This window comes from Nocardia panacis (assembly GCF_003598715.1).
In the GTDB taxonomy this organism is placed as follows: domain Bacteria; phylum Actinomycetota; class Actinomycetes; order Mycobacteriales; family Mycobacteriaceae; genus Nocardia; species Nocardia panacis.
In genome coordinates, this window is sequence record NZ_QZFU01000019.1 from 456,313 (window position 1) to 478,681 (window position 22,369).

General features: G+C 67.5%; 20 protein-coding genes. 4 read left to right on the forward strand and 16 right to left on the reverse strand.

Annotated elements, in window-relative coordinates; all coding sequences use genetic code 11:
- Positions 1 to 96 precede the first annotated feature (96 nt).
- Together D5S18_RS16900 and D5S18_RS16905 are read right to left on the reverse strand one after the other, a co-directional pair.
- Positions 97 to 1,128 (reverse strand): CobW family GTP-binding protein, encoded by a 1,032-nt coding sequence (locus tag D5S18_RS16900; RefSeq protein ID WP_120042209.1) that lies wholly within the window; start codon positions 1,126 to 1,128, stop codon positions 97 to 99.
- 144 nt (positions 1,129 to 1,272) lie between these two features.
- On the reverse strand, positions 1,273 to 2,517 hold the full coding sequence (locus tag D5S18_RS16905; RefSeq protein ID WP_120041937.1) for an N-acetylmuramoyl-L-alanine amidase: 1,245 nt from the start codon (positions 2,515 to 2,517) through the stop codon (positions 1,273 to 1,275).
- 223 nt (positions 2,518 to 2,740) lie between these two features.
- Between D5S18_RS16905 and D5S18_RS16910 the strand changes: the two genes are divergently transcribed.
- The 3 genes from D5S18_RS16910 to D5S18_RS16920 all read left to right on the forward strand — a co-directional run bounded on the left by D5S18_RS16910 (position 2,741) and on the right by D5S18_RS16920 (position 4,954).
- Positions 2,741 to 3,514: an SDR family oxidoreductase gene (locus D5S18_RS16910; protein ID WP_439651134.1), complete on the forward strand. Its 774-nt coding sequence runs from the start codon at positions 2,741 to 2,743 to the stop codon at positions 3,512 to 3,514.
- A 264-nt stretch (positions 3,515 to 3,778) separates the two neighbouring features.
- On the forward strand, positions 3,779 to 4,471 hold the full coding sequence (locus D5S18_RS16915; protein WP_120041939.1) for a DUF8020 domain-containing protein: 693 nt from the start codon (positions 3,779 to 3,781) through the stop codon (positions 4,469 to 4,471).
- 81 nt (positions 4,472 to 4,552) lie between these two features.
- On the forward strand, positions 4,553 to 4,954 hold the full coding sequence (locus D5S18_RS16920) for a PaaI family thioesterase (protein ID WP_120041940.1): 402 nt from the start codon (positions 4,553 to 4,555) through the stop codon (positions 4,952 to 4,954).
- Positions 4,955 to 4,975: 21 nt separating this feature from the next.
- Here D5S18_RS16920 and D5S18_RS16925 read toward each other — a convergent pair whose 3' ends face one another.
- Entirely contained in the window at positions 4,976 to 5,833 is an 858-nt protein-coding gene (locus tag D5S18_RS16925) for a cyclopropane mycolic acid synthase family methyltransferase (RefSeq protein ID WP_120041941.1), read from the reverse strand.
- 420 nt (positions 5,834 to 6,253) lie between these two features.
- Between D5S18_RS16925 and D5S18_RS16930 the strand changes: the two genes are divergently transcribed.
- Positions 6,254 to 7,399, forward strand: coding sequence for a transcription termination factor Rho, short form (locus tag D5S18_RS16930; protein ID WP_120041942.1), 1,146 nt, complete (start codon positions 6,254 to 6,256; stop codon positions 7,397 to 7,399).
- 146 nt (positions 7,400 to 7,545) lie between these two features.
- On the opposite strand, the gene D5S18_RS16935 is transcribed toward D5S18_RS16930, so the two are convergent.
- The 13 genes from D5S18_RS16935 to D5S18_RS16995 form a co-directional block, all read right to left on the reverse strand.
- Positions 7,546 to 7,983 (reverse strand): DoxX-related protein, encoded by a 438-nt coding sequence (locus tag D5S18_RS16935; RefSeq protein WP_120041943.1) that lies wholly within the window; start codon positions 7,981 to 7,983, stop codon positions 7,546 to 7,548.
- A 71-nt stretch (positions 7,984 to 8,054) separates the two neighbouring features.
- Positions 8,055 to 9,467: a nitrilase-related carbon-nitrogen hydrolase gene (locus tag D5S18_RS16940; RefSeq protein ID WP_158607887.1), complete on the reverse strand. Its 1,413-nt coding sequence runs from the start codon at positions 9,465 to 9,467 to the stop codon at positions 8,055 to 8,057.
- A gap of 83 nt (positions 9,468 to 9,550) precedes the next feature.
- Positions 9,551 to 10,213, reverse strand: coding sequence for a response regulator (locus D5S18_RS16945; protein WP_120041945.1), 663 nt, complete (start codon positions 10,211 to 10,213; stop codon positions 9,551 to 9,553).
- Entirely contained in the window at positions 10,210 to 11,337 is a 1,128-nt protein-coding gene (locus D5S18_RS16950) for a sensor histidine kinase (protein WP_203236767.1), read from the reverse strand. The genes D5S18_RS16945 and D5S18_RS16950 overlap by 4 nt, the downstream gene beginning before the upstream one ends.
- A 61-nt stretch (positions 11,338 to 11,398) precedes the next feature.
- Positions 11,399 to 12,163: a 3-oxoacyl-ACP reductase gene (locus D5S18_RS16955; RefSeq protein WP_120041946.1), complete on the reverse strand. Its 765-nt coding sequence runs from the start codon at positions 12,161 to 12,163 to the stop codon at positions 11,399 to 11,401.
- A gap of 18 nt (positions 12,164 to 12,181) precedes the next feature.
- Positions 12,182 to 13,540 (reverse strand): aldehyde dehydrogenase family protein, encoded by a 1,359-nt coding sequence (locus tag D5S18_RS16960; RefSeq protein ID WP_120041947.1) that lies wholly within the window; start codon positions 13,538 to 13,540, stop codon positions 12,182 to 12,184.
- A gap of 45 nt (positions 13,541 to 13,585) precedes the next feature.
- On the reverse strand, positions 13,586 to 14,305 hold the full coding sequence (locus tag D5S18_RS16965) for a gamma-glutamyl-gamma-aminobutyrate hydrolase family protein (protein WP_239003814.1): 720 nt from the start codon (positions 14,303 to 14,305) through the stop codon (positions 13,586 to 13,588).
- Positions 14,286 to 15,650 (reverse strand): glutamine synthetase family protein, encoded by a 1,365-nt coding sequence (locus tag D5S18_RS16970; protein WP_120041949.1) that lies wholly within the window; start codon positions 15,648 to 15,650, stop codon positions 14,286 to 14,288. The genes D5S18_RS16965 and D5S18_RS16970 overlap by 20 nt, the downstream gene beginning before the upstream one ends.
- 473 nt (positions 15,651 to 16,123) lie before the next feature.
- Positions 16,124 to 16,552, reverse strand: coding sequence for a hypothetical protein (locus D5S18_RS16975; RefSeq protein ID WP_120041950.1), 429 nt, complete (start codon positions 16,550 to 16,552; stop codon positions 16,124 to 16,126).
- A gap of 76 nt (positions 16,553 to 16,628) precedes the next feature.
- Entirely contained in the window at positions 16,629 to 20,114 is a 3,486-nt protein-coding gene (gene car, locus D5S18_RS16980) for a carboxylic acid reductase (RefSeq protein WP_203236768.1), read from the reverse strand.
- A 231-nt stretch (positions 20,115 to 20,345) separates the two neighbouring features.
- Positions 20,346 to 20,555, reverse strand: a complete 210-nt coding sequence (locus D5S18_RS16985; RefSeq protein ID WP_147403974.1) for a hypothetical protein — start codon at positions 20,553 to 20,555, stop codon at positions 20,346 to 20,348.
- 105 nt (positions 20,556 to 20,660) lie between these two features.
- A complete protein-coding gene (locus D5S18_RS16990) occupies positions 20,661 to 20,999 on the reverse strand; it encodes a transglycosylase family protein (protein ID WP_120041952.1) in 339 nt (112 codons plus the stop codon).
- A 458-nt stretch (positions 21,000 to 21,457) separates the two neighbouring features.
- Entirely contained in the window at positions 21,458 to 22,345 is an 888-nt protein-coding gene (locus tag D5S18_RS16995; RefSeq protein WP_203236769.1) for a DMT family transporter, read from the reverse strand.
- Positions 22,346 to 22,369: the final 24 nt, after the last annotated feature.

Sequence of the window (22,369 nt, forward strand, 5' to 3'; positions counted from 1 at the left end):
CAGAGTGTCAGTTTCGTCAGCAAACACGGGGCGACAACAGTGCCGAATGCGCCAAGATCGGGGCGAACGCGCCAAAAACGGGGCGGCGGGCCGGATTCAGTGCGGTGTGTAGCGCCAGACCGGCAACATCGCCCCGTCATCGAGCGGATCATCCGATGTATGCGCCGTCGCGTGCAGTCTATCGAGGGCGGCCCCCGTGTCCAGTCCGGCGCCGATCAGCACCAATTGGCTGGCCCTGCGCTCACCGCGCCGCCAACCGGCCGGTTCGAAGGCGATATGCCGACCCACCATGTGCAGCACGAACTTTCGGCGCTCGGCCGCGACACCGAAGGCCGCGAAACCCTTGGCGCGGAACAGGCCGGCGGGTGGATCCTCCAGGAAGTCGATGAGCAGGCGCGGATCCAATTCGCGCTCGCTGGTGAACGACACGCTCGTGTAGTCGTCGTGCAGGTGCCGATGGTCGTGGTGGTCGTGATCGTGGTCGTCGAGTAGTTCGTCGAAACTCAATTGCTCGGCGATCGTGGGCTTTTCCCTGGCGCGCCGATCGAAAAGCAGTCCGGGATCGAGTCGCCCGTGCGTGGTGGCGTAAACCGGGACTGCGCCCACGGATTCGGCGATCTCCCGGCGCAACTCGGCCAGCGCCCGCGGCGGAACACGATCGGCTTTGTTCACCACCACCAGATCCGCCAACCGCAGGTGTGTCACCAGTTCGGGATGGCGCGCACTGGTTTCGGGGAATTGTTCGGCATCGACGACCTCCACCAAACCGCCGTAGCGGATGCGCGGATTGTCGCTGCCGACCACCATGCGAATCAGATTGCGCGGTTCGGCCAGACCGCTGGCCTCCACCACGATCACATCGATACCGGCGCGCGGCTGGGACAGCGCGGTGAACAGATCGTCGAGCTCCCCGGCGTCCACCGCGCAGCACACGCAGCCGTTGCCGAGACTGACCATGGCATCGACCTGGCCCGCCACCAGCATCGCATCGATATTGATGGCGCCGAAGTCATTGACCACCACCCCGATCCGGGTGCCGCGATTGTCGCGGAGCAAATGGTTGAGCAGCGTCGTCTTCCCGGACCCGAGGAAGCCGCCAACGATGATCACCGGTATCCGCTGCGCCATGCGGGCCAGGATAGTGGGCGGGGATATGCCGCGAACCGCGGTGCGTGGCGGCACCGCGGTTCGCGTCGATCGGTGTGGGCCAGACGTGCCTGTGCCTTCGCTGCGGCCATGCGCAGGTCCGCGGACGGCTTCGCCGGCAGGACCCTAGGCGTGCATCGTTGGGCTGAGCAGCGTCGCCGCCAGTGTGTAGGCGACATTGAGCAGTTGTGAAGTGATCATCGTATTGTCGATGCCGAGGGAATGAGCCAGCGGCAGCAGCATATTCATGACGGTGCCGACCAAGCCGCCGAGATCCGAGGACTTCGATTGACCCGGCAGAGTCGGTGACCCGAGCAAGGAGTTGCCCGGCGTGGAACCGGAGGAACCGGGTGCGGCTTGGGTGCCCGGCATGTTCTGCGCCTGCGGTGTGGCAGGCGTGCCCGGCAGATTCTGGGCCTGTGGCGCGGCGGGCGGAATCTGGGCCTGCGGTGCCGCCTTGGTCCCCGGCATGTTCTGTGCCTGCGGTGCGGTCTGGTTGCCCAGTGCGGTCTGGGGCGCCGCGCCCGGTTGTTCGGCGACCACGGGGCGATCGGCGGCCGAGCCGCTGGGCGCGGGGGCCGCGATCGGTGCGCCGAGCAAATAGCCGGCCAACCCGGTGGTGATGGCTACGGCGTGCTTGAGCTGACCTTCCTGGCTCTCCAACTGCGCCGCGTCTTCGCGATTGGCGCCATTGCCCATCTCGATGAAGACATCGGGCACCGTGGTCAGCGCGGGTCCGGCGACGTCGGCGCGGGTCTGCAAGCCGTCGCGCACGCCCGCGTAGGGGGCCGACGGGAAGCCTGCCTGCAGGTAGGCGTCGCGCACCGAGGTGGCGGCGGCCCGGCCCGGCCCGGACTGCACCTCGTTGGCCTTGGCGTCGGGGATGGGCAACTGCGGCACGATGATGTGGAAGCCGCGGTATTCGGCGGGAGCGCTGTCGGCGTGAATGCTCACCGCGACGGCCGCGCCGGACCGGTTGGCGGCCTGCGCCCGCTCGTCGACGCAGCCGCCCCAGCCCGCGTCGTCGGCGCGGCTGAGCACCACCTTCGCGCCGAGGCTCTCCAAAGCCGCCTTGACCAGTTGGGAGACGTTCCAGTTGACGGTGTGCTCGGGCACCCCGTTGACCGTGGTCATACCCGTGGTCTGACAGGCCTTGGTGCCGCCGCGACCATCGCTGACCTGCCTGGACAGGTTCTCCGAATGGTTGGATCCCTGGTGGCCGGGATCGAGGAAGACGGTCTTGCCCGCCAACTTGGTGGCGACCTCCGGCGCGGCGGGCGCGCCGAACGCGGTGGCCGGGAGCGGCCCGGCGACTGCCAGCGCCGCCACGGCGGCGACACCCATTCCGGCCTTGCTGATGCGAGCTTTCATGTTTTGGTTCGGCGCTCGGGGATTGGAGCGCCCCTCCCTTCCCATTAGTCACATCAAACCCAGTGGACAACTCTGGTCCCATGCGCATCGACATGGCAAGGCCAGTTACTGAACCGTTACCGATTCGGCCGCCCGCTCGGCCCGGATCGAGTATCGCCACCACCCCCGCGCACGGGATCATTCGGCGGCTGAGCGGGGGACGTGCGCGACTAAGGTCGCCTCCATGACACGCGAAGATGTTCGCCCCGTGCCGCGGAGCAAGATTCTGATCACCGGGGCGAGTTCGGGCCTCGGCGCGGCTATGGCGCGCGATTTCGCCGCCAAGGGCCGCGACTTGGCGCTGTGCGCGCGCAGGTTGGACACACTCGAATCGCTGCGCGCCGAATTGCTTGCCGCGCACCCGGATCGCACCATCGCGGTGCGCCGACTCGATGTGGACGACCACGCCGCGGTGCCGCGCGTCTTCGCCGAACTGCACGCGGAACTCGGCGGCCTGGACCGGGTGATCGTCAATGCCGGACTGGGTAAGGGCGCGCGGATCGGCAGCGGTCGCGCCCCGGCCAATCTCGCCACCGCCAATACCAATTTCGTCGGCGCGCTGGCACAGATCGAGGCGGCCATGGAGATCTTCCTGGCCCAGCGGTCCGGACATTTGGTGCTGGTGTCCTCGATGAGCGCGGTGCGCGGACTGCCGGGCAAGAAGACGGCCTATTCGGCGAGCAAGGCCGGATTGGCGGCCCTCGGGCGCGGACTTTCCACCGAATTGGCACATTCGCCGATCGCGGTCACCACCCTGCTGCCGGGTTTCATCGCCACCGATATGGCCGCGAATGCGGGCGATTCGCGCATGGTCGCCCCTTTGGGCAAAGGGGTCGCGGCAATAGTGGACGCCATCGAGAGGGAGCGGGCGCGGGCCTGCGTTCCGACCTGGCCGTGGCGGCTGATCGACATCGTGCTGCCCTATTTGCCGGATTCACTGGTCAGCCGTTTGGGCTGATCGGCCATTTCGGGATCCGCGCAGGCCACCGCATTAGGCCGCCGAGTGGCCCGCGACACAATTTCCAACCGGAATGTTGACCTCGGGGCGCGGATTGACGGATCTTTAACATATTCGAGTTGTATTTGACGCGCTATTTACATACTTCGTTACATCTTCGTAATGAACTTCGACGAGCCTTCTGAAGGGCTCATGTTTATGAGCTGAGTGCCGTCGGTTCAGGGGTTCCGCAGGCACTCCCGTAGATGAGGAAGTTCCAGGTAGATGCAGATCAAGAAGTTCGCCGCGGCCTCGATGCTCGTCATCGCGGCCGTCGGAATCAGTAGCGGCACCGCTTACGCCGAGCCCGCGCCCACACCGGCCCCCGGCACCTCGCTGCAGACCGATGTCCTGCCCGGCGTGCACTGGAACGCCAGTGTCGTCGACAAGTCCGTCGTCCTGAAGACCGACGCGGGGTCGCTCACCACGCAGGGCAGCCAGTTCCAGGTGCTCGACGGCCAGGGTCGCCTGATCGCGGGCATGCCGCTGACCTACCTCAAGGACGGCCAGGAATGGCCGATCGCCGCCAAGATCGATGGCAATACCGCCACTCTCACCCCGAGCACCGATCCGGCGCAGGCCCACCCGGCCGAGATGCTGAAACCGGTCGATGCCAAGCCGGTCGGCGGCACCGACTTCAATACCGCCCTCAGCAACGCGGGCACCGAATTCGGCCTGGCCACCGGTATCGGCACCCTGGTTGGCACCATCATCGGCGGTGTGCTCGGCTGCGTGGCGGGCGCGATCATCGGCGCGCCGCTGGTGGTGCCGACCTTCTTCGCCGGTCCGATCGGTCTGTGCCTGGCGGGCGCGGCCACGGGTATCGCGCTCGGCGCGGCCGCGGGCATGATCCTGATCGGCGTACCGGTCGGCATCGCCGCCGCCATCCAGTTCTACAACGCGGTCTACGGCCAGTAGTCCCGTACTTCCCCGCTGCCCGGTACGCGCTCGCGTGCCGGGCAGCGGGCGTTCGCGGCTCGCGTACGGCAGGATCGGATCATGATCGACGAAGCGGGCACGGAACTGTTCCACAAGACGATGCCTTTCACCGAGCGACTCGGTATCGAGGTGCTCGAGCACGGTCGCGAGCGGGTGCGCAGCCGAATCGCCTGGGACCCAACACTGTGCACGCTCGGGGGCGTGCTGCACGGCGGGGTGCTCATCTCCCTGGCGGACGCCACCGGAGCGATGTGCGCGTACCTGAATCTGCCCGAGGGCAAACAGGGTACGACGACGGTCGAATCGAAGACCAACTTCCTCAGGGCGATTCGCTCCGGCTACGCCACCGCCACCGCGACCCCGCTGCACGCGGGTCGCACCTTCATCGTCGTGGAGACCGAGATCCGCGACGACGCGGGCAAACTCGCGGGCAAGGTGACCCAAACACAGGCGGTCTTGTGATGGATCACCCCGCACCGCAGCCTATTTCACGAGCGTGAACTGCATGACATCGATATGGCCGGACCGGAAGTGCTTGGCGCATCCGGTCAGGTACTTCAGGTAGCGCTCATAGACCTCGGTCGAGGTCAGCGCCACCGCCTGCTCCCGATTGGCGACCAGCGCCGCCGCCCACAGGTCCAGCGTCTTGGCGTAGTGCGGTTGCAGCGGCTGAATATATTCGGTGCCGAAACCCGCCTGCCCGGCCACCCGCGTCACCTCGGCGGGCGTCGGCAACTGGCCGCCGGGGAAGATCTCCCGCTTGATGAAGATGTGGAACAGGGCATTGTCGCGGGTCACGGGAATATTCATGCGCCGCAGGTCGTTGAGGGTATGACCGATGATGGTGTGCAGCAGCATCCGGCCGTCGGTCGGAAGCGCCGCCAGACAGGTATCGAAGAATTCGCGGTAGCGGGCGCGCCGGAAATGTTCGAACGCGCCGATGCTGACGATCCGATCCACCTCCCCGTCGAATTCCTCCCAACCTTGCAGCCGGACATCCATATTCGGCAGTCCGGACCGCTCGATCGCGGCGGCCACATGCTCGTACTGGTTGCGACTGAGCGTCAGTCCGACCACCCGCGCGCCGTAGCGCTCGGCGGCGCGGAACATCGTCGCTCCCCAGCCGCAGCCGATATCGAGTAGCAGCATTCCGGGTTTCAGGTCGAGTTTGCCCAGGGCGAGGTCGATCTTGGCGAGCTGCGCCTGCTCCAGGGTCAGCTCGGGGCGTTCGAAATAACCGCAGCTATAGGTCATGGACGGGTCGAGAAACAGGCGGTAGAACTCGTCGGAGAGATCGTAGTGCGCCTGCACATCCTGGTAGAACGGCTTCAGTTCGGCCATGGCGGAACTCCCTGTACGGATCGTCTGCTCACGGATACGGGTGCTGGCCCCGCGAAGTTCAGCCGTTGTCCAGCGGGTGCCGGGTCGGTATGGTAGGCGACATAGTTCGCCGATGGATGTAGGCGGGGCCTCCCGATACGGCGTGTCTGGTACAGGGTTTCCCCAAGGCAGATTTCCCGGTAAGAGATTTGCCTTATTTGGGCGTTTCGGCGGCCGACCCGATTGAACGACGCGTGCCGACCACCTTACGACTCGGGCGCATTTCAGTCGAGTGACTCAGACGGTTGACCATTTCTGGTCCGCCCACCCGTTCGGTCCGCGAACAATTCCCCGCAGGCTCGAGCTCGACGCCCCTTCTCGGCCCATCGGCCAATTCGCCCGGCAACTCGACTCTTTTCCCACACAATCGAAGGAAAGACTATGAAAGACAACACCTCTCAACAGAACACCGGCGGAGACCGCGAGGTCGCCGGGATTCTCGACCTCACCGACAATCGCGGCATAATCCGCGTCGGCGGATATCTGCCCGGCCCCGGCGACGTCAACGTAGCGGCCCGGTTCGTGCGCGAAAACGGTTTGCGCCGAGGCGATTACCTCGTCGGTACCGCCCGACCCGCCCTGCGCGCCGAACAACTCGACCCGCTAACCGCCCTCACCAGCGTCAACGGACTCGCACCGAAGACACCCCGTCCGCATTTCGGGGACCTGACCCCGATCTATCCGAATCAGCGGCTGCGCCTGGAGACCGAACCGCACGAACTGACCACGCGCGTCACCGATCTGGTCATGCCGATCGGCAAAGGGCAGCGGGCCTTGATCGTCGCACCGCCCAAGGCCGGGAAAACCTCGGTGCTGCAGGCCATTTCGCACGGCATCGCCAAGAACCACCCGGAATGCGAGATGCTGCTGGTCCTGGTGGGCGAGCGACCGGAGGAGGTCACCGATCTGGCGCGCGCCGTACCCGCCGATATCGCCGCCGCGACCTTCGACGCCGCGCCGCGCACCCAGATCGCGGTCGCCGAACTCGCCATCGAACGCGCCAAACGGCTCGTCGAACAGGGCCGCGACATCGTGGTCCTGCTCGACTCGCTGACCAGGCTGGCGCGCGCCTACAACCTCGCCACACCGCCGTCCGGCCGCGTGCTGGCGGGCGGTGTGGATTCCGCCGCCTTGGCTCCACCCAAGAAGTTCCTCGGGGCGGCCCGCAATATCGAGGGCGGGGGCTCTTTGACCATCATCGCCAGCACGCTGGTGGAAACCGGCTCGACCGCCGACACCTTGGTCTTCGAGGAGTACAAGGGCACCGGCAATGCCGATCTCAAACTCGATCGCACCAGTGCCAATCGGCGGGTGTTCCCCGCGGTAGATATCGCCCAGTCCAGTACCCGGCACGACGAATTGCTGCTCACCGCGCCGGAATTGGCGGCGACCCGACTGTTGCGCCACACGCTGGCCGGACTCGATGGGCAGCGCGGCCTCGATATGCTGCTCGACGGGCTGCGGCAGAGTCGGACCAACGCCGAGTTCCTCGGCAAGATGACGCAGGCGAGTTCCTCGGCAAGATGACCCTGGCGAGTTCCTCGGCGAGATGAGGCATTAAGCCGTCGTTAAGTCGCCGACTAGTCCCGAGCCGCATTCTTGGTACAGCTCGATCGGGCCTGTACCAGGAGGGGGGTACAGGGCCGGTCGGGCAATTGTCTGTCCGGGCGCGGTCAGCCGAGGGCCGCGAGTAGGCAGGCCGCGAGGAAGACCACCTGGACGACGGTCCGCGGCGGGAGGGGCATCGTCTTCATGCCGGTGCCCGCTCTGGCGGCGCGGATGTTCGCCGGGAACATCACCAGGAGCAGGACGAACAGGCCGAGACCCGCGGCGGGCGCGAACGGCGGCAGTAATAGGCCGAGCGCGCCCGCCAGTTCCAAAACACCGGTCAGGGTGACCAGTGCCGCCGGATTCGGCAGGCGCGGCGGCACCATGGCGATTAGCGCCGCGCGGCGGGGTTGGGTGAAGTGCGCGGTCGCGGTGAGCAGGAACATGGCGGCCAGGCCGAGGCGGGCGGAGTGGGGCCAGGAATCGAGCCAACCGAATTGGCCCAGCCTGCCGATGAGGCGGGCCGATCCGGTGATCACGGCGAGTACGAGCAGCGGTGCCATCGCGAACCTCCCTCACTAATCTTGACAGTGGTCAGATTAGAGGGCGGTCCGCGAACTTGTCAATGGAAAGATTATGGTCGGCGCCGTTTTCCGCCGAACAACCCGACGACGCACAGCAGGGTCGCCGCGACCGCCAGCCAGGAGAACCAATCACCGAAGCGGGCGTACACGGTTCGAGAGGTGGTGGTTGAGACGGCGGCGAAGGCCGTCGCGGTGTGGTCGATACCGGCGCGCGGCGAAGTGAGAACGTGCCCGGTGGGATCGCTGAGCACCAACTCACCCAGTTGCGCGGGGCGCGCGATCGCGATCCCGGACTCCACGCCGCGCGTGACCGCCATGCGGCTGTGCAACCAGTGGTCGACGGTGAAATCGAGGGCGGGCACGAGCAGCAGGGTGGCGCCGCGATTCTTATTGGTGCGCACCAGATTCGGTCGGTCGAGGTCGTAGCAGACGGCCAGTGCCCACTGGGTGCTCGGCACGTCCTGCCATTGGGTGCCCGCGCGGAATTCCTCCTCCAGACCGGGAACCAGGTAGTGCTTGGCGTAGACGACGCCGGACGGGTAGGCGATGGCGGCGTTGATGGCGCCGTCCGTCCTGGTCAGCGCGACTCCGGCGACGACGGTGATACCGCGCCGGGCGGCGACCTCGGTCAGCGGCTCGGACAGCAGCGGGAGGGTGGATTCGTCCGCGCGCCAGGTCTTCTCGGGCAGGACGACGGCCCGCGCGCCCTGGTCGGCGAGCCGGTCGATCTCGGTGACGGCGCGGGCGATGGTGTCGCGACCGTCCGGACCGTCCACGCGCACATAGTCATCCGGCTGGGACACCGCGACGAGTCCGACCGGCGCCGCGTCGCGGTCGGCGGGCTGCGCGAGTCGGACGAAGCCGAAGGCCAGTGCGGACACCAGCACGACGGCCGTCGCGCCGCCCACCCGGAGTCGTTGGGTCCGAGTCACATTCGGCGCGAGGAGGGCGGCGAGCGCGGCGGCGGGCAGCAGGATCAGGAAGGTGAGTCCGAACGTCCCGGTCAGCGCGGCCGTCTGGAGGACGGGCAGCACATCGGTCTGTGTGTAGGCCAGACTCCACCACGCTCCGAACGGACCCGCGACGCACATCAGGTATTCCAGCGTCACCCATCCGGCGGGCAGCGCGAGCGCGGCGAGTCCGGGCCGCCCGCGCAGCAGCAATGCGCGGGTCAGCAGGACCACCAGACCGTAGACCAGCGCGGTCCCGGCGAGCAGGATCACCGACATGGCGGGCGGCTGCTGCAGCGTCCCGGTGAAGTACGGCCAGAACTGACTCACGCCGCCGAGCCAGGACAGGAATCCGGTGAGGAAGGCTGTGCTCGCCGCGACCCGAGGCGCGAGTAGCAGCACCGGTAGCGGTGCGAGGAACGCGATGCCCGGCACGGGCCGCAGGCCCATGCCGACATACCAGAGCAGCGCCGAGACGACAGTGGCCGCGACGGCGATCAAGAATCGCTTCACCCCATCAATGCTGGTCGTCGCCCGATGCGGACACATCGCCGAACGGAATGAACCCGACCTCCCTCGCGCGAGTGGGAACAGCCCTAGTCTCCGGCCCCCGGCACGACCAATCCGGCCTCGTAGGCGAACACCACGGCCTGCACTCGATCGCGCAGGCCGAGTTTCGAAAGTACGGCGCTCACATGGGTTTTCACGGTGTGCTCGGTGACGGTCAACGCGGCGGCGATCTCGACATTGGAGCGGCCGCGAGCCAGTTGACGCAGGGTGTCGAGTTCGCGCTCGGTCAGTCCGTCGAGTCGTCGGGCCAGTTCGGGGCGCGGGCCGCCGCGCTCGCTCAGTGTCGCGATCAGACGGCGGGTGACGGAGGGTGCAAGCAGCGCCTCCCCCGCCGCGATCACCCGCACCGCCGCGATCAACTCCGCCCGCTGCATATCCTTGAGCAGGAATCCGCTCGCGCCTGCCCGCAGCGCCGCGTACACGGTGTCATCGGTGTCGAACATGGTGAGCACGAGCACCTTCGCCGCGGTTTCCGCGCAGATGCGCCGGGTGGCGGCGACACCGTCGAGGCGCGGCATCCGCACATCCATCACCACCACATCGGGGGCGAGAGCGTGAGCCTGTGCCACCGCGTCGAACCCGTCGGCGGCCGTGCCGACCACGCTGATATCGGGTTCGGAGTCGAGGATCAGCGCGAATCCGGCCCGGAACAGCTCCTGATCGTCGACGACGAGTACGCGCACGCTCACCGCGCGGCGATCGGCAGTTCGGCGAACACGGTGAACCCGTAATCGGAATGGCTCTCACGCAGCAACCCGCCGCACGCCTCGACCCGCTCTCGCATGCCGAGCAGGCCGTAGCCGGGCGTGGTCGCGCCGGTGGCGGCGGTCTCGCCGTCATCGCTGACGCGCACGGTCAACCACTGGTCCGACCAGCGCAGCACCACCCGCACGGTGGTCGCGCCCGCGTGTTTGACGGTGTTGGTCAGCGCCTCCTGAACCACCCGGTAGGCGGTGACCTCGACATCGGCGGCGACCGGTCGGCGCGTGCCGTACTCGTTGAAGGTGGCGACGAGTCCGGTGGGCCGGGTCAATTCGACCAGCTCCGCGATGGTGGCGATACCGGGTTGATGGCGCGGATCGGCGTCACCGCGCAGCGCGGCGATACTGGAGCGCAGTTCGCGGATGGCGTCGCGGCCGGTGTCGGCGATGCCGCCGAAGACGGTATCGGCGCGGTCCGGATCGGCGCGGGTCAGCAGCGGCCCCGTCTCGGCCTGCACGATCATCAGGCCCACCGCGTGGGTGACGATATCGTGCACATCGCGGGCGATGCGCACCCGCTCATTGGCGACCGCGGCGATCTGTTCCTCCTCCAACCGTTTCGCCCGCTCCTGGAGCATGGCGATCTGCGCGTGCCTGGCGCGTACGCCCGTACCGAGCGCCCAGGCGGTGACAAAGGACATGACCGCGTACCCGTAGGACTCGGGACGTTCGTTCGGCGCGATCAGCGAGACCAGGATGCCCGCCACCCCCGCGATCACCGCGAACAGCCGCCGACCCGGCGAACAGTACGCGGCGATGGTGTACGCGCACACCATGGTGCCGTACGGCAGCGGCGGCATGGCATCGACGCAGGCCAGCGCGATCATGGCCGGACCGACCACCGCCAGGGTGCCCAGCGGCGCGCGGCGTCGCCACAGCACCGGCGCCGAGGCCAGCAGCGCCGGGAGCAGCACCCACCACGGGTGCCGCTCGACCAGGAGCGATCCCAGCGTCGCCGCCGTGACCGCGAACGTGACCAGGATGTCGACGGCCCGCTCCGACACCGCGGCCAACAGCGCCGCCGCGCGCCGGGTCCGTTCGCTGATACTCACAGCCAGTCAGTCTCGCACCCTGTCAAACCCGGCCGGTTTCCCGATAGCGGGTGGTCCCGATTCAGAGCGGAGTCACATACGCGCCCGCGATACCGCCGTCCACCATGAACTGCGATGCCGTGATGAACGAGGCGTCATCGCTGGCCAGGAAGGCGACGGCCGCCGCGATCTCCTCCGGTTCGGCGAAGCGGCCCACCGGGACGTGCACCAGTCGGCGGGCCGCGCGCTCGGGATCCTTGGCGAACAGTTCCCGCAGCAGTGGGGTGTTCACGGGGCCGGGGCACAGCGCGTTGACCCGGATTCCCTTGCGGGCGAACTGCACCCCCAGTTCCCGGCTCATCGACAGCACACCGCCCTTGGAGGCGGTGTAGGAGATCTGAGAGGTGGCCGCGCCCATGACCGCGACGAAGGAGGCGGTATTGATCACCGAACCCTTGCCCCGCTCGAGCATGTGCTCGATGGCGTATTTGCTGCACAGGTAGACCGAGGTGAGGTTGACCTCCTGCACTCGACGCCACGCCTCGAGTCCGGTGGTCAGGATCGAGTCGTCCTCGGGTGGGGAGATGCCCGCGTTGTTGAAGGCGATATCCAAGCCGCCGTAGGTGTCGACGGCGGTTTGGAACAGGGCGCGCACCTGCTCCTCGTCGGTGACGTCCACCTTCACATAGAGCCCGCCCACCTCTGCGGCCACCTCGGTGGCGGCAGTGTCGATATCGGCGACCACCACCTTCGCCCCCTCGGCGGCGAAGCGGCGCACCGTGGCCAGCCCGATCCCGCTGCCGCCGCCGGTGACCACGGCGACCCGATCCTGTAAGCGCTGCACCATATCTCCTGACTGTCGGTTTCAGCTGGCGAGGAAGACGTTCTTGGTCTCGGTGAAGGCGAGCGCGGCGTCCGGGCCGAGTTCGCGGCCGAGGCCGGACTGTTTGAATCCGCCGAACGGCGTCCAATACCGCACGGAGGAATGCGAATTCACCGACAGGTTGCCCGATTCCACCGCCCGCGACACCCGCAGGGCGCGGCCGACGTCGCCCGTCCAGATCGAACCGGACAGGCCGTATTCGGTGTCGTTGGCCATGGCGATGGCCTCGGCCTCGTCCTCGAAGGGCAGCACCGCGACCACCGGGCCGAAGATCTCCTCCCGAACCAACCTGTCCTGCGGGCCGTCGGGCAGCACGACGGTGGGCGGATACCAGAAGCCGGGGCCTTCCGGGCAGGCGCCGGTGAAGGCGACCTTCGTGGCCGGCTCGATGTAGCCCGCGACTTTGGCCCGGTGGGCGGCGGAGATGAGCGGACCCATCTCCGTCTCCTCGGCCGCCGGATCGCCGACCCGCAGTCCGCGCACCGCCGGTTCCATCAGTTCGAGGAAGCGGTCGAAAACGCTGCGCTGCACCAGGATCCGCGAACGCGCGCAACAATCCTGACCCGCGTTGTCGAAGACGCCATAGGGCGCGGTGGCGGCGGCCCGCTCCAGATCGGAGTCGGCGAAGACGATATTGGCGCTCTTGCCGCCCAATTCGAGGGTGACCCGCTTGACCTGCGCGGCGCAGCCGGCCATCACCTGTTTGCCCACCTCGGTGGAACCGGTGAAGACCACCTTGCGCACCGCCGGATGGGTGACGAACCGCGCTCCGATCACCGCGCCACTGCCGGGCAGCACCTGCAAGACGTCTGCGGGCAGACCCGCCTCCAGCGCCAATTCGGCCAGCCGCAGCGCCGTGAGCGGGGTGAGTTCGGCGGGTTTGAGCACCACCGTATTGCCCGCGGCGAGGGCGGGGGCGAAACCCCAGCCCGCGATGGGCATCGGGAAATTCCACGGCACGATCACCCCGACCACGCCCAGCGGCTCGTGGAAGGTGATGTCCACTCCGCCCGCCACCGGAATCTGGTGTCCCAGCAGCCGTTCGGGCATACCCGCCGCGAAGTGCAGCAGATCGCGCACATTCCCGGCCTCCCAGCGGGCATTGCCGAGCGTATGACCGGAATTGGCCACCTCGAGCGCGGCCAGCCGCTCGAGATCGGCGTCGACCGCGTCGGCGAAGCGGCGCAGCAGGCGCGCTCGGTCGCCGGGGGCCACCTCCCGCCAGCCCGCCGCGGCCCGGTGCGCCCGCTCGATGGCCGCGTCGACCGCGGCCGCACCGGTCGGCTCGACCGTCGCGATCACCTGTTCGGTCGCCGGATTGATCACCTGGCTCGCCGTCACCGCGGCGCTCCCTTCTGCCGGAATTGTCTTCTCGGATCGGCTGTCTCAGCGCGTGTGCGCGGCGGCCGCGACCAGTGCCCGCATCAGGCGGTCGTCGCTCGCATCGGATTCCGGATGCCACTGCACGCCGACCAGGAACGGTTCGGTGGGCGATTCGGCCGCCTCGATGGTGCCGTCGGCGGCCCGACCCACCGCGACCAAACCCTCGGCCAACCGATCGATGGCCTGATGGTGGTGGCAGTTCGCCTTGACCTCGACACCGACGATGCCCGACACCCTGGAATCGGGATCGACCTGCACCGTGGTGACCGTGTAGGAGCCGGGGCCGCCCGAATGCTCCTCGTGGCCGACCACCTCCGGCAGATGCTGGAACAGGGTGCCGCCCATGGCGGCATTGACCACCTGCAGTCCCCGGCAGATGGCCAGCACCGGCAGTCCGGCGGCGCGGGCCATGGCGAACAGGTGGAATTCGGATTCGTCGCGGTCCGGACGCAATTCGCCGAGCCGGGGCGCGGGGGCGGCGCCGTAGCGGGCCGGATCCACATCCGCGCCGCCGGTCAGCACCAGGCCGTCGAGGCGGTCGATCACCTCCGGCCGGGCGGCGTCCGGCGGTAGCAGCACCGGGATGCCGCCGGAACGCACCACCGACTGCACATAGGTGCTCTGCAGCAGGGCGCTCTCGGTCGACCACGCGCCGAAGGTGGCATGTTCCAGATAGGTCGGCAGTCCGATGACCGGGCGGGGGTCAGAGTCGTTCGAAGCCACGGGTTCGCTCCCAATCGGTGACGGCGGTGTCGAAGGCGTCCAGTTCGACCTGTGCGGCATTGCGGTAGTGCGCCACCACATCATCGCCGAAGGCGGCCCTGGCCACCGCGCTGTCCCCGAATAGTCGCGCCGCCTCGCGCAGCGTGCCCGGCACCCGCGGTCGCTGTGAGGTGTAGGCATTGCCGTGGAATTCCGGTTCCAGCGGTAACCGGTGTTCGATGCCGTACAGACCCGCGGCGATGGTGGCGGCGACGGCCAGATAGGGATTGACATCGCCGCCGGGCACCCGGTTCTCCACCCGCAATCCGGCGCCCGCGCCCACCACGCGCAGCGCGCAGGTGCGATTGTCCACACCCCAGGCCACCGCCGTCGGCGCGAAGCTCCCCGGCTGGAAACGTTTGTAGGAGTTGATATTCGGTGCCATGAGATAGGTGAACTCGCGCTGACAGTCCAACTGGCCCGCCAGGAAGTGGCGCATCAACTCAGAGGTGCCGTGCGGGCCGTCGCCCGCGAAGACCGGCGCGCCGGACCCGTCGCGCAGGCTGATATGGATATGGCAGGAATTGCCCTCGCGCTCATTATATTTCGCCATGAAGGTGAGGCTGCGCCGCTCCTGCGCGGCGATCTCCTTGGCGCCGGTCTTGTAGATGCCGTGGTTGTCGCAGGTGCGCAGCGCCTCGTCGTAGCGGAACGCGATCTCGTGCTGCCCCGGATTGCACTCGCCCTTAGCGGACTCGACATACATTCCCGCACCCGCCATCTCATTGCGGATGCGGCGCAGCAGCGGTTCCACACGGGCGGTGCCGAGCAGCGAATAGTCGACGTTGTACTGATTCGCCGGGGTCAACTCGCGGTAGCCCGTACGCCACGCCTGCTCGTAGCTGTCGTCGAAGATCAGGAATTCCAGTTCGGTGCCGACGTAGGCGCGCAGTCCGTGTTCGGCGAGGCGATCGAGTTGGGCGCGCAGCACCTGACGCGGAGAAGCCGCGACACGTACGCCCTCCGGGCGTACGTGCAGCACATCGCACAGCACCAGCGCGGTGGCCGGATGCCACGGAATCATCCGCAGCGTGGACAGATCCGGCCGCAGCACCACATCGCCGTAGCCCGTCTCCCAGGAGGACAGCGCGTAGCCGCCGACCGTATTCATCTCCACGTCGACGGCGAGCAGATAGTCGCAGGCCTCGGTGGCGTGCCCGGCCACCTCCTCCAGGAAAAACCTTGCCGAACAACGCTTTCCCTGCAGTCGGCCCTGCATATCCGTCATGGCGACCAGGACCGTGTCGATCTCCCCCAACTCGACCCGCGCCCGCAACTCGGTCAGGCTCAGCATCCCCGTACTCATTCGCGACACCCCTCTCGGCACCAACCGTGCCCACGCTAGAGCAAACTGCGCGCTTATGTGCTGAGACTCACAAAGGATCCGGCGAATCGGGCGCTGCGGGGCAAGCACGGTGCGCGGAGACGACAGTGCGGCCCCGCGCCGGGCGCGGGACCGCACTGTGTGCCGGACTTACACCGGCATGAGGTGCCAAGCCTGCAACAGATAGGTGATGTTGGCGGCGAGATTGGTTACGGCATTGGCCAGGTTCAGCGCGGCCGAACCGAAATCGAGAAGCTGCACGATCTTCCTCCGGTAGATGGAATACGCAAATCACCTCCACGGTAACCACGCCGGGTCGCGAGCGGACCCGCTCGATCGGAGATCTCCCAGCCATGGGAACCGAAAACGCCGTCTACACAACCTATTCCGCGCCCGTTACAACCCGCTCCTGTGAGAGAGTTCACCGCCGTTTTGTCACGTGAACCACATATTCCTCAGGTCGCGGGTTGCGCCGCCGGGGCGGGGCTGAAGTTCGCGCCGAAGCCGTAGACGATGGGGAGCACCACCGCCGCGATCGGGCTGTAGCAGTGCAACTCCTCCGGCAGGGCGCCGAGGGAATAGGCCCAGATCACGAAGGCGCCGGTACCGAAACCTATGGGCAGCCAGCGATTTCGATAGCGCTGCGCCGGATACTGCTTCATCAGCAGCGGAACGGTGCCGATACCGAACAGGACGAACACCACCAGCAACCACAGCAGGCGAGAGGTGGTGTGCTGCTCGGTCATTCCGGTGACGGCCGCCGAGGCGGCCAGGTACGGTCCGCTCGTCTCGATCGGAAAGTACTTGGCCAACCGTTCCTGGTAGGAATCCCCCGGCGCGGCGGTTCCGTCGGTGCGAACCACGGGCGCGACAGCGCGAGCCATCCGGCCCACCTCCCTCTGCTCGCCTTCAGTCTGGCATGCGCGGGGAGGTGGGATACGGCGAATCGAAACCGCGGCTTCAGAGCAGGCCGCGCAGCCGCAGATCGCTGACGTACTTGTCGATCAGCGCGCGCGACAGATGCGGAATATCGTGGTCCGGGCCGATTTTCGCCTCCCGAACCGCCTCGTGGAAGCGCTCGGTCGGGAAGGCGGACCCGCGCACCGCCGGTTCGGGTTCGCGGTAGGCGTGCAGCAGCGGCAGCACCGAGGCCTGCCGCTGTTTGTCCGGCAGCGCGCGCAGCGAGGTCTCGAAGCGCGCGAACCACTGCCCGTAGTCGTCCAGGCGTCGGATCGGGTGGCCCGCCTCGATCAGCCAGTCCACGAACAGATCCAGGGACACACCGTCGTCGTGCGGGTTGAACACATCGTAGGTCCGGTACCCGTCGGTGACCCGCACCCCGAGTTCGGTGATCGCCGCCGCGGTGAAATCGGCTGGGAGACCGTCATAGTGGCCGCGCTCGCGCTCCCCCGCCGCATCGGTGCGGTAGAAGGAGTAGGGCGCTACTCCCGTGGTCAACAGGCTCAGGATCAACCGGGTGAACATATCCGGCAGATTGAGCTGACCGGCGTAGCGGCTGTGGGCGAGGATCATATCCGAGCGGAATACCGCCACCGGCAGCCCGCACCGGTCGTGCGCCTCGCGCAGCAGCACCTCGCCTGCCCACTTGCTGTTGCCGTAGCCGTTGGCGTACCCGTCGTCGATGCGACGCTGCGGGCTCGTCCGGCGAATATCGCCGTCCTCGTCGAACTCTCCCGGCGCCATACCGGACGCGACGCCGACCGTCGACAGATAGGTGACGGGCTTGCGCCGCGCGGTGATCGCGAGCCGGATGACCTCGGCGGTGCCGACCACATTGGGGCCGAACAACTGTCCGTAGGGCAGCACGTGGTTGACCAGTGCGGCCGGATGCACGATCAGGTCGACCGTCTCGGCGAGCCGCCGCCAATTCGCCTGGTCCAGGCCGAGATCCGGGTCACCGATATCGCCGGGCAGCACCTCCAGCGTGTCCCGCGCCAGTTCGGTGTAATGCCGGAGCAGTTCGGGATCGCCGCTGTCGAAAGCGGCGTCGAGCCGGGCGCGCGCGGCGGCCGGATCGCTACCCCGGATGACGCAGACCAGTTTGCCGCCGACCGGTGCCAACCGCTGCAGCCATTCCAGGCACAGGAACCGGCCGAGGTAGCCGTTGGCTCCGGTCAGCAACACGGTTCTCGGCGTGCCGGTGGCCGCCGGGAGGGTCGACGCGGCGGCGAGGGTGCGCTCGTCGAGGAACTTGTCCAGGGTCAGCTCAGCGGCCCTGATCTCGGTCGCGCTCGCGTGCACGGAGGCCGCGGTGGGTCGGCCCGCGCTCGAATCCCGTTCCGCCTCGATATATTTCGCGAGACTGGTCAGATCGTTGGCGGGGCTGACGATCACCCCGACCGGCACCTCGACGCCGAGGATGTCGCGCAGCAGAGTGGAGTACGACAGCGCCGAGAGCGAATCGCCGCCCAGATCGGTGAAGTGCGCGTCGGGCCGCAGATCGGCGCCCGCGCAGCCGAGCAGCGCGCCCGCGGCGCGACCGACGACCTCCAGCACGGGCAATCCGGCGGCCGTGCGGCGCAATTCGAGTAGTTCGTTCGTCTGCTCCGCCGCGAGGTCGGCATAGAGCTGTTGCAACCGGGGGCCGTAGTGATCCCGCAGCTTGGGGCGCAGGATCTTTCCGATACCCGAGAGCAGGCCGTTCTCCTCGCTGAAGGGTTCGGTCTCGATCAGGAAGTCGCGCGGGATCTCATAGGACTGCAACTGCGCGTCCTTGCCGATGCGCTGCAACGAGTCGCCGAGCGCGGATTTGATCGAGTCACCGTGCGCGGCAAGCGCGTCTGCGGTCGGGACGATCACCGCGAGCAGGTAGGAGCGTTCGCTGCTGCCGTAGAGGAAGATCTGCCGGACCAGCGGGCTGCTCGCGTATACCGACTCGAGGTGGGCGACCGCGACGAATTCGCCCTGCGACAGCTTGAGCACATTGTTGCGACGGTCCACATAGATCAGCTCGTCCGGCCCGGTCTCGGCCATGATGTCGCCGGTTTTGTAGAACCCGTCGGCGTCGAAGATCTCGGCGGTGACCTCGGGCCTGCGATAGTAGCCAGGGATCATGGTGTTGGTCTTGAGCAGCAATTCGCCGCGCGGATACGGTTTGTCGGTGGCGAAATAGCCCAGTTCCGGCACATCGATCAGCTTGTAGTCCAGCACGCTGTCGCGCTGGATCCGGTTGTCGAGCAGGACGCCGCCGCCCGCCTCGGTGGAACCGTATCCGTCATGCAGCGGGATGCCGAGCAGCGACCGGGTGAACGCGCGCATCTCCGGTGCGAGCGGGGCGCTGCCCACCAGGGCGTAGATCAGGCGGTCGCCCAGAATCTCGTGCCGCAGTTCGTCTTTCACCTCGCGGTCCAGGACGGCGGGATCGGCGCCCGCGGTGGTGCGGCGATCGACCTCGCTCTGATAGCGCTGGAACACCATGTCGCAGACGCGCGGCACGAAGAACAGTTCGGTGGGATGGATGAGCGCGAGATCCTCGAACAGCGTGGACATATCGCTCTCGGCGGCGAAATAGGCGGTGCCGCCGCGCGCCAGCGTGGCATACAGCGATATGCGCCCGGCCACGTGGCCCAGCGGCATGAAGTTGAAATTGATCACCGGCAGTTGGCGCATACCGAGCCAGATGCGCGCTACGTGGCGCTGGGTGTACATCGCGCCCTTGGGCGCCCCGGTGCTGCCCGAGGTGTAGATGAGCAGGGCCAGCGCGTCGTCGTCACCGCTGAGTTCCGGGGCGGGCGGCAGGGTGCGGCCGCGGTCGAGCACCTCGGTCAGCGGTTCGACCACGACGCGACCCGCCAGCCGTTCCCGCGCGGATTCCAGTGCGGCACGGTGCTTGTCGTCGCCGGGGTGGTAGTCGAAGACCACGAGGTGATGCGGCGTGACCGGGGCGGCGAGCACCAATTCGACAGCGGTGTCGAGCAATTCGGCGCTGCTCGCGAACAGCAGCGGTTCCGTCTCGGCCAGGATCGCGCCCTGCTGGGCGCGGGTGGCGCCCGCCTGCAGCGGGACGGCCACCGCGCCCGTCCGGAGGCAGGCCAGGTCGATCGCGGCGTAGTCACCGCTGATGAAGCCGAGTGTGGCGACGAAATCCCCCTGGCGCAGCGGGTTGTCTTCCTCACCCGCCCAGGCCGCGGCCACGGCCGCGACGCGCTCGGCCAGTTCGCCGTAGGTCACGGTGTCGAATCTCGGCAGGCGGCGCACGGTCTTTCGACCGGTGTCCTCGACCGTGATCTCGGTGGCCCGCTGCCCGATCGCGGGCCGATCGGCGTACCCCTGCAATATCGTCGTGACGATTCGCGGCAACCCTATTCCGGGCTCGCGGACGCGCGCGGCGATCGCCGCGTCGGGCGCGGCGGCGCGTACCTGTTCATCCTCGGCGTACAACTCGGCGATCCGGCGCGCGAGTCGATCTTCCCGCGTATCCGCCATGAGCCGGCCTCCTTCGCTGACTGGATTGAGAGATCCCCTCTATCAAAGAAACACGTTAGCGTGACTAACTATTTCGAGCCAGGGCATAGGGCGCCGCAGCCCCCTGTGAGTATCAACACAGAAGTGCTTGCGTCTATGCCTTTACAGAGCGGCGGGATCGCCCTATTCCGCGCGCGTGGACAAGGATGCTTCCCCGGCACGATATGGCGGTGAATCCCACACGGCCGCAGCCTATTCCGGATAAACCGGACCGGAGACGCGGGAGCCGCCGAGCTCGCGGTCAACCCGCCGGAACACCGAGACCGCTTCGATGCCGGTCGGCAATAACCGACACCCCGCAGCCACGAACCTGATCACCCGCTCAGCGGCCCAATAGATGATCTTGATTGCGCCGAAGTGGCCACCGAGCCAATCCGAAATGCTTGCCACCAATTTGCGCACAACGACCGCGGTCGACTGCCGCGCGCACCCGGAACCATTCGAGACAAAAGAAAACACCCATCGCATTTCGCGATGGGTGTTTCGAAGGTCAGAACCGGCGAAGGCTCAGAGGTAGGCGCCGCAGACCGGCCACGCGCCGACGCCCTGGGTGGCGAGCACGTTCTCGGCCACGCGGATCTGCTCCTCTCGGCTGGCCGAGCTCGGACGACCCGAGCCGCCATTGGCCTCCCAGGTGCTCTGGGTGAACTGCAGGCCGCCGGAGAAGCCGTTGCCGTTGTCGATACCCCAGTTGCCACTGCTCTCGCAGGACGCGACGGCGTCCCAGTTGTGCGCCGAGGCGGTGGCGGTGGACAGGGCGAAGGGGACGGCGGCGAACGCGCCGACCGCGACGGCGAGACCGGCGACGCGGGTGCTGAGCTTGCGGTTCTTGCGGATGAGCGACATATGATTTCCTGCCTGCGCCCACCTACTCCGGCGTGAGGTCAACCGGGTCCCTGCCCCTCAGGTATGTCGGGGACCAGCGAATCGCGGGGCGGGGTTACGGCGTTCAGCGATTCGAGTCGGACCCGGCGGTGTTCCGGGCCGCCGACGACGGTAGCGGAGAATTCGCGGCAGATCACGTTGCGATAACAGTGACCGTTGCTCAACCGTTACTCAAGACTTCTGGACAATGACCCAGCTCAAAGTGCCTTCAACTTGAATTACAGGAATGGGATTAACATGGGCGCAATGTGGCGCGGATCACCGAAACCTGGCCGTAACAATGCTCGAAATGCGATCCGGACCACTGTGAAACCCGGCCACCAGCGGGGATATTTTTACCGGAAGCGGCATACCGACGGTGCGACGCGGATCACGGAAAGATCTCGGCCGACCTGGACGGTCGACCGGATGGGAAATGTTCAGACGCCGCGCGGCTTGGAGCGGCTGACCGCCACACCGGCCAAACACAGCGCACCGCCGAGAATGGTCAGCGGGCCGGGAACCTCGCCCAGCACGGCCCAGGAGAGGAAGACGACCAGCGCGGGCACCGCGTAGGTGGTGACGCCCAACTTCCCGGCGGAGGTGCGCGAGAGCGCGTACGCCCACGCGGTGAAGGCCACGGCGGTCGGGAGGACACCGGTGTAGACGACGCCCAGCGTGGCCGACAGCGGCGCGGCGGCGACATCGTCGACCAACTGACCCGCGAAGGGCAGGCAGCAGATCGCGCCGACGGTGCAGCCGAAGGTCGTCACCTGGAGCGGCGAGGCATGGCGCAGCGCGGGCTTCTGGGCGACGACCGACACCGCCCAGGCCGCCGCGGACAGCAGACACAGCACCACCCCGAGCAGCGCCGCCCCACCGCCGTGCGAGGTGGACAGGCCGACGACCACCGCGCCGCCGAAGGACACCGCCATACCGGCGAACAGGCGCGGCGCGAACCCCTCCCCGAGGAACATGCCGCCGAGCAGCGCGATGAGGATCGGCCCGATATTGATCACCATGGCCGCGGTGCCCGCATCGATCATCTGCTCGGCCCAGTTCAGCGCGACCATATAGCAGGCGAACCACAGCACGCCCGAGATGAGGATGCCGCGCCAAGCCGCGCGCGGCGGGATCCGCTCCCCCGTGACGATCATGATGACGCCGAGCGTCACCGAACCGGCCAGCAACCGGCCCAGCGCCATGGCCCCCGGTGAGAAATGGTGCCCCGCAGTGCGAATGACGACGAAGGCCGAGGCCCACAGCACTACGGTGACAGCGGCCGCACCGAGCGCCCCACGGTCGACGGTCCGGTCCAGTTGCACCACGGTCGCAACGCTAGATCACGGATC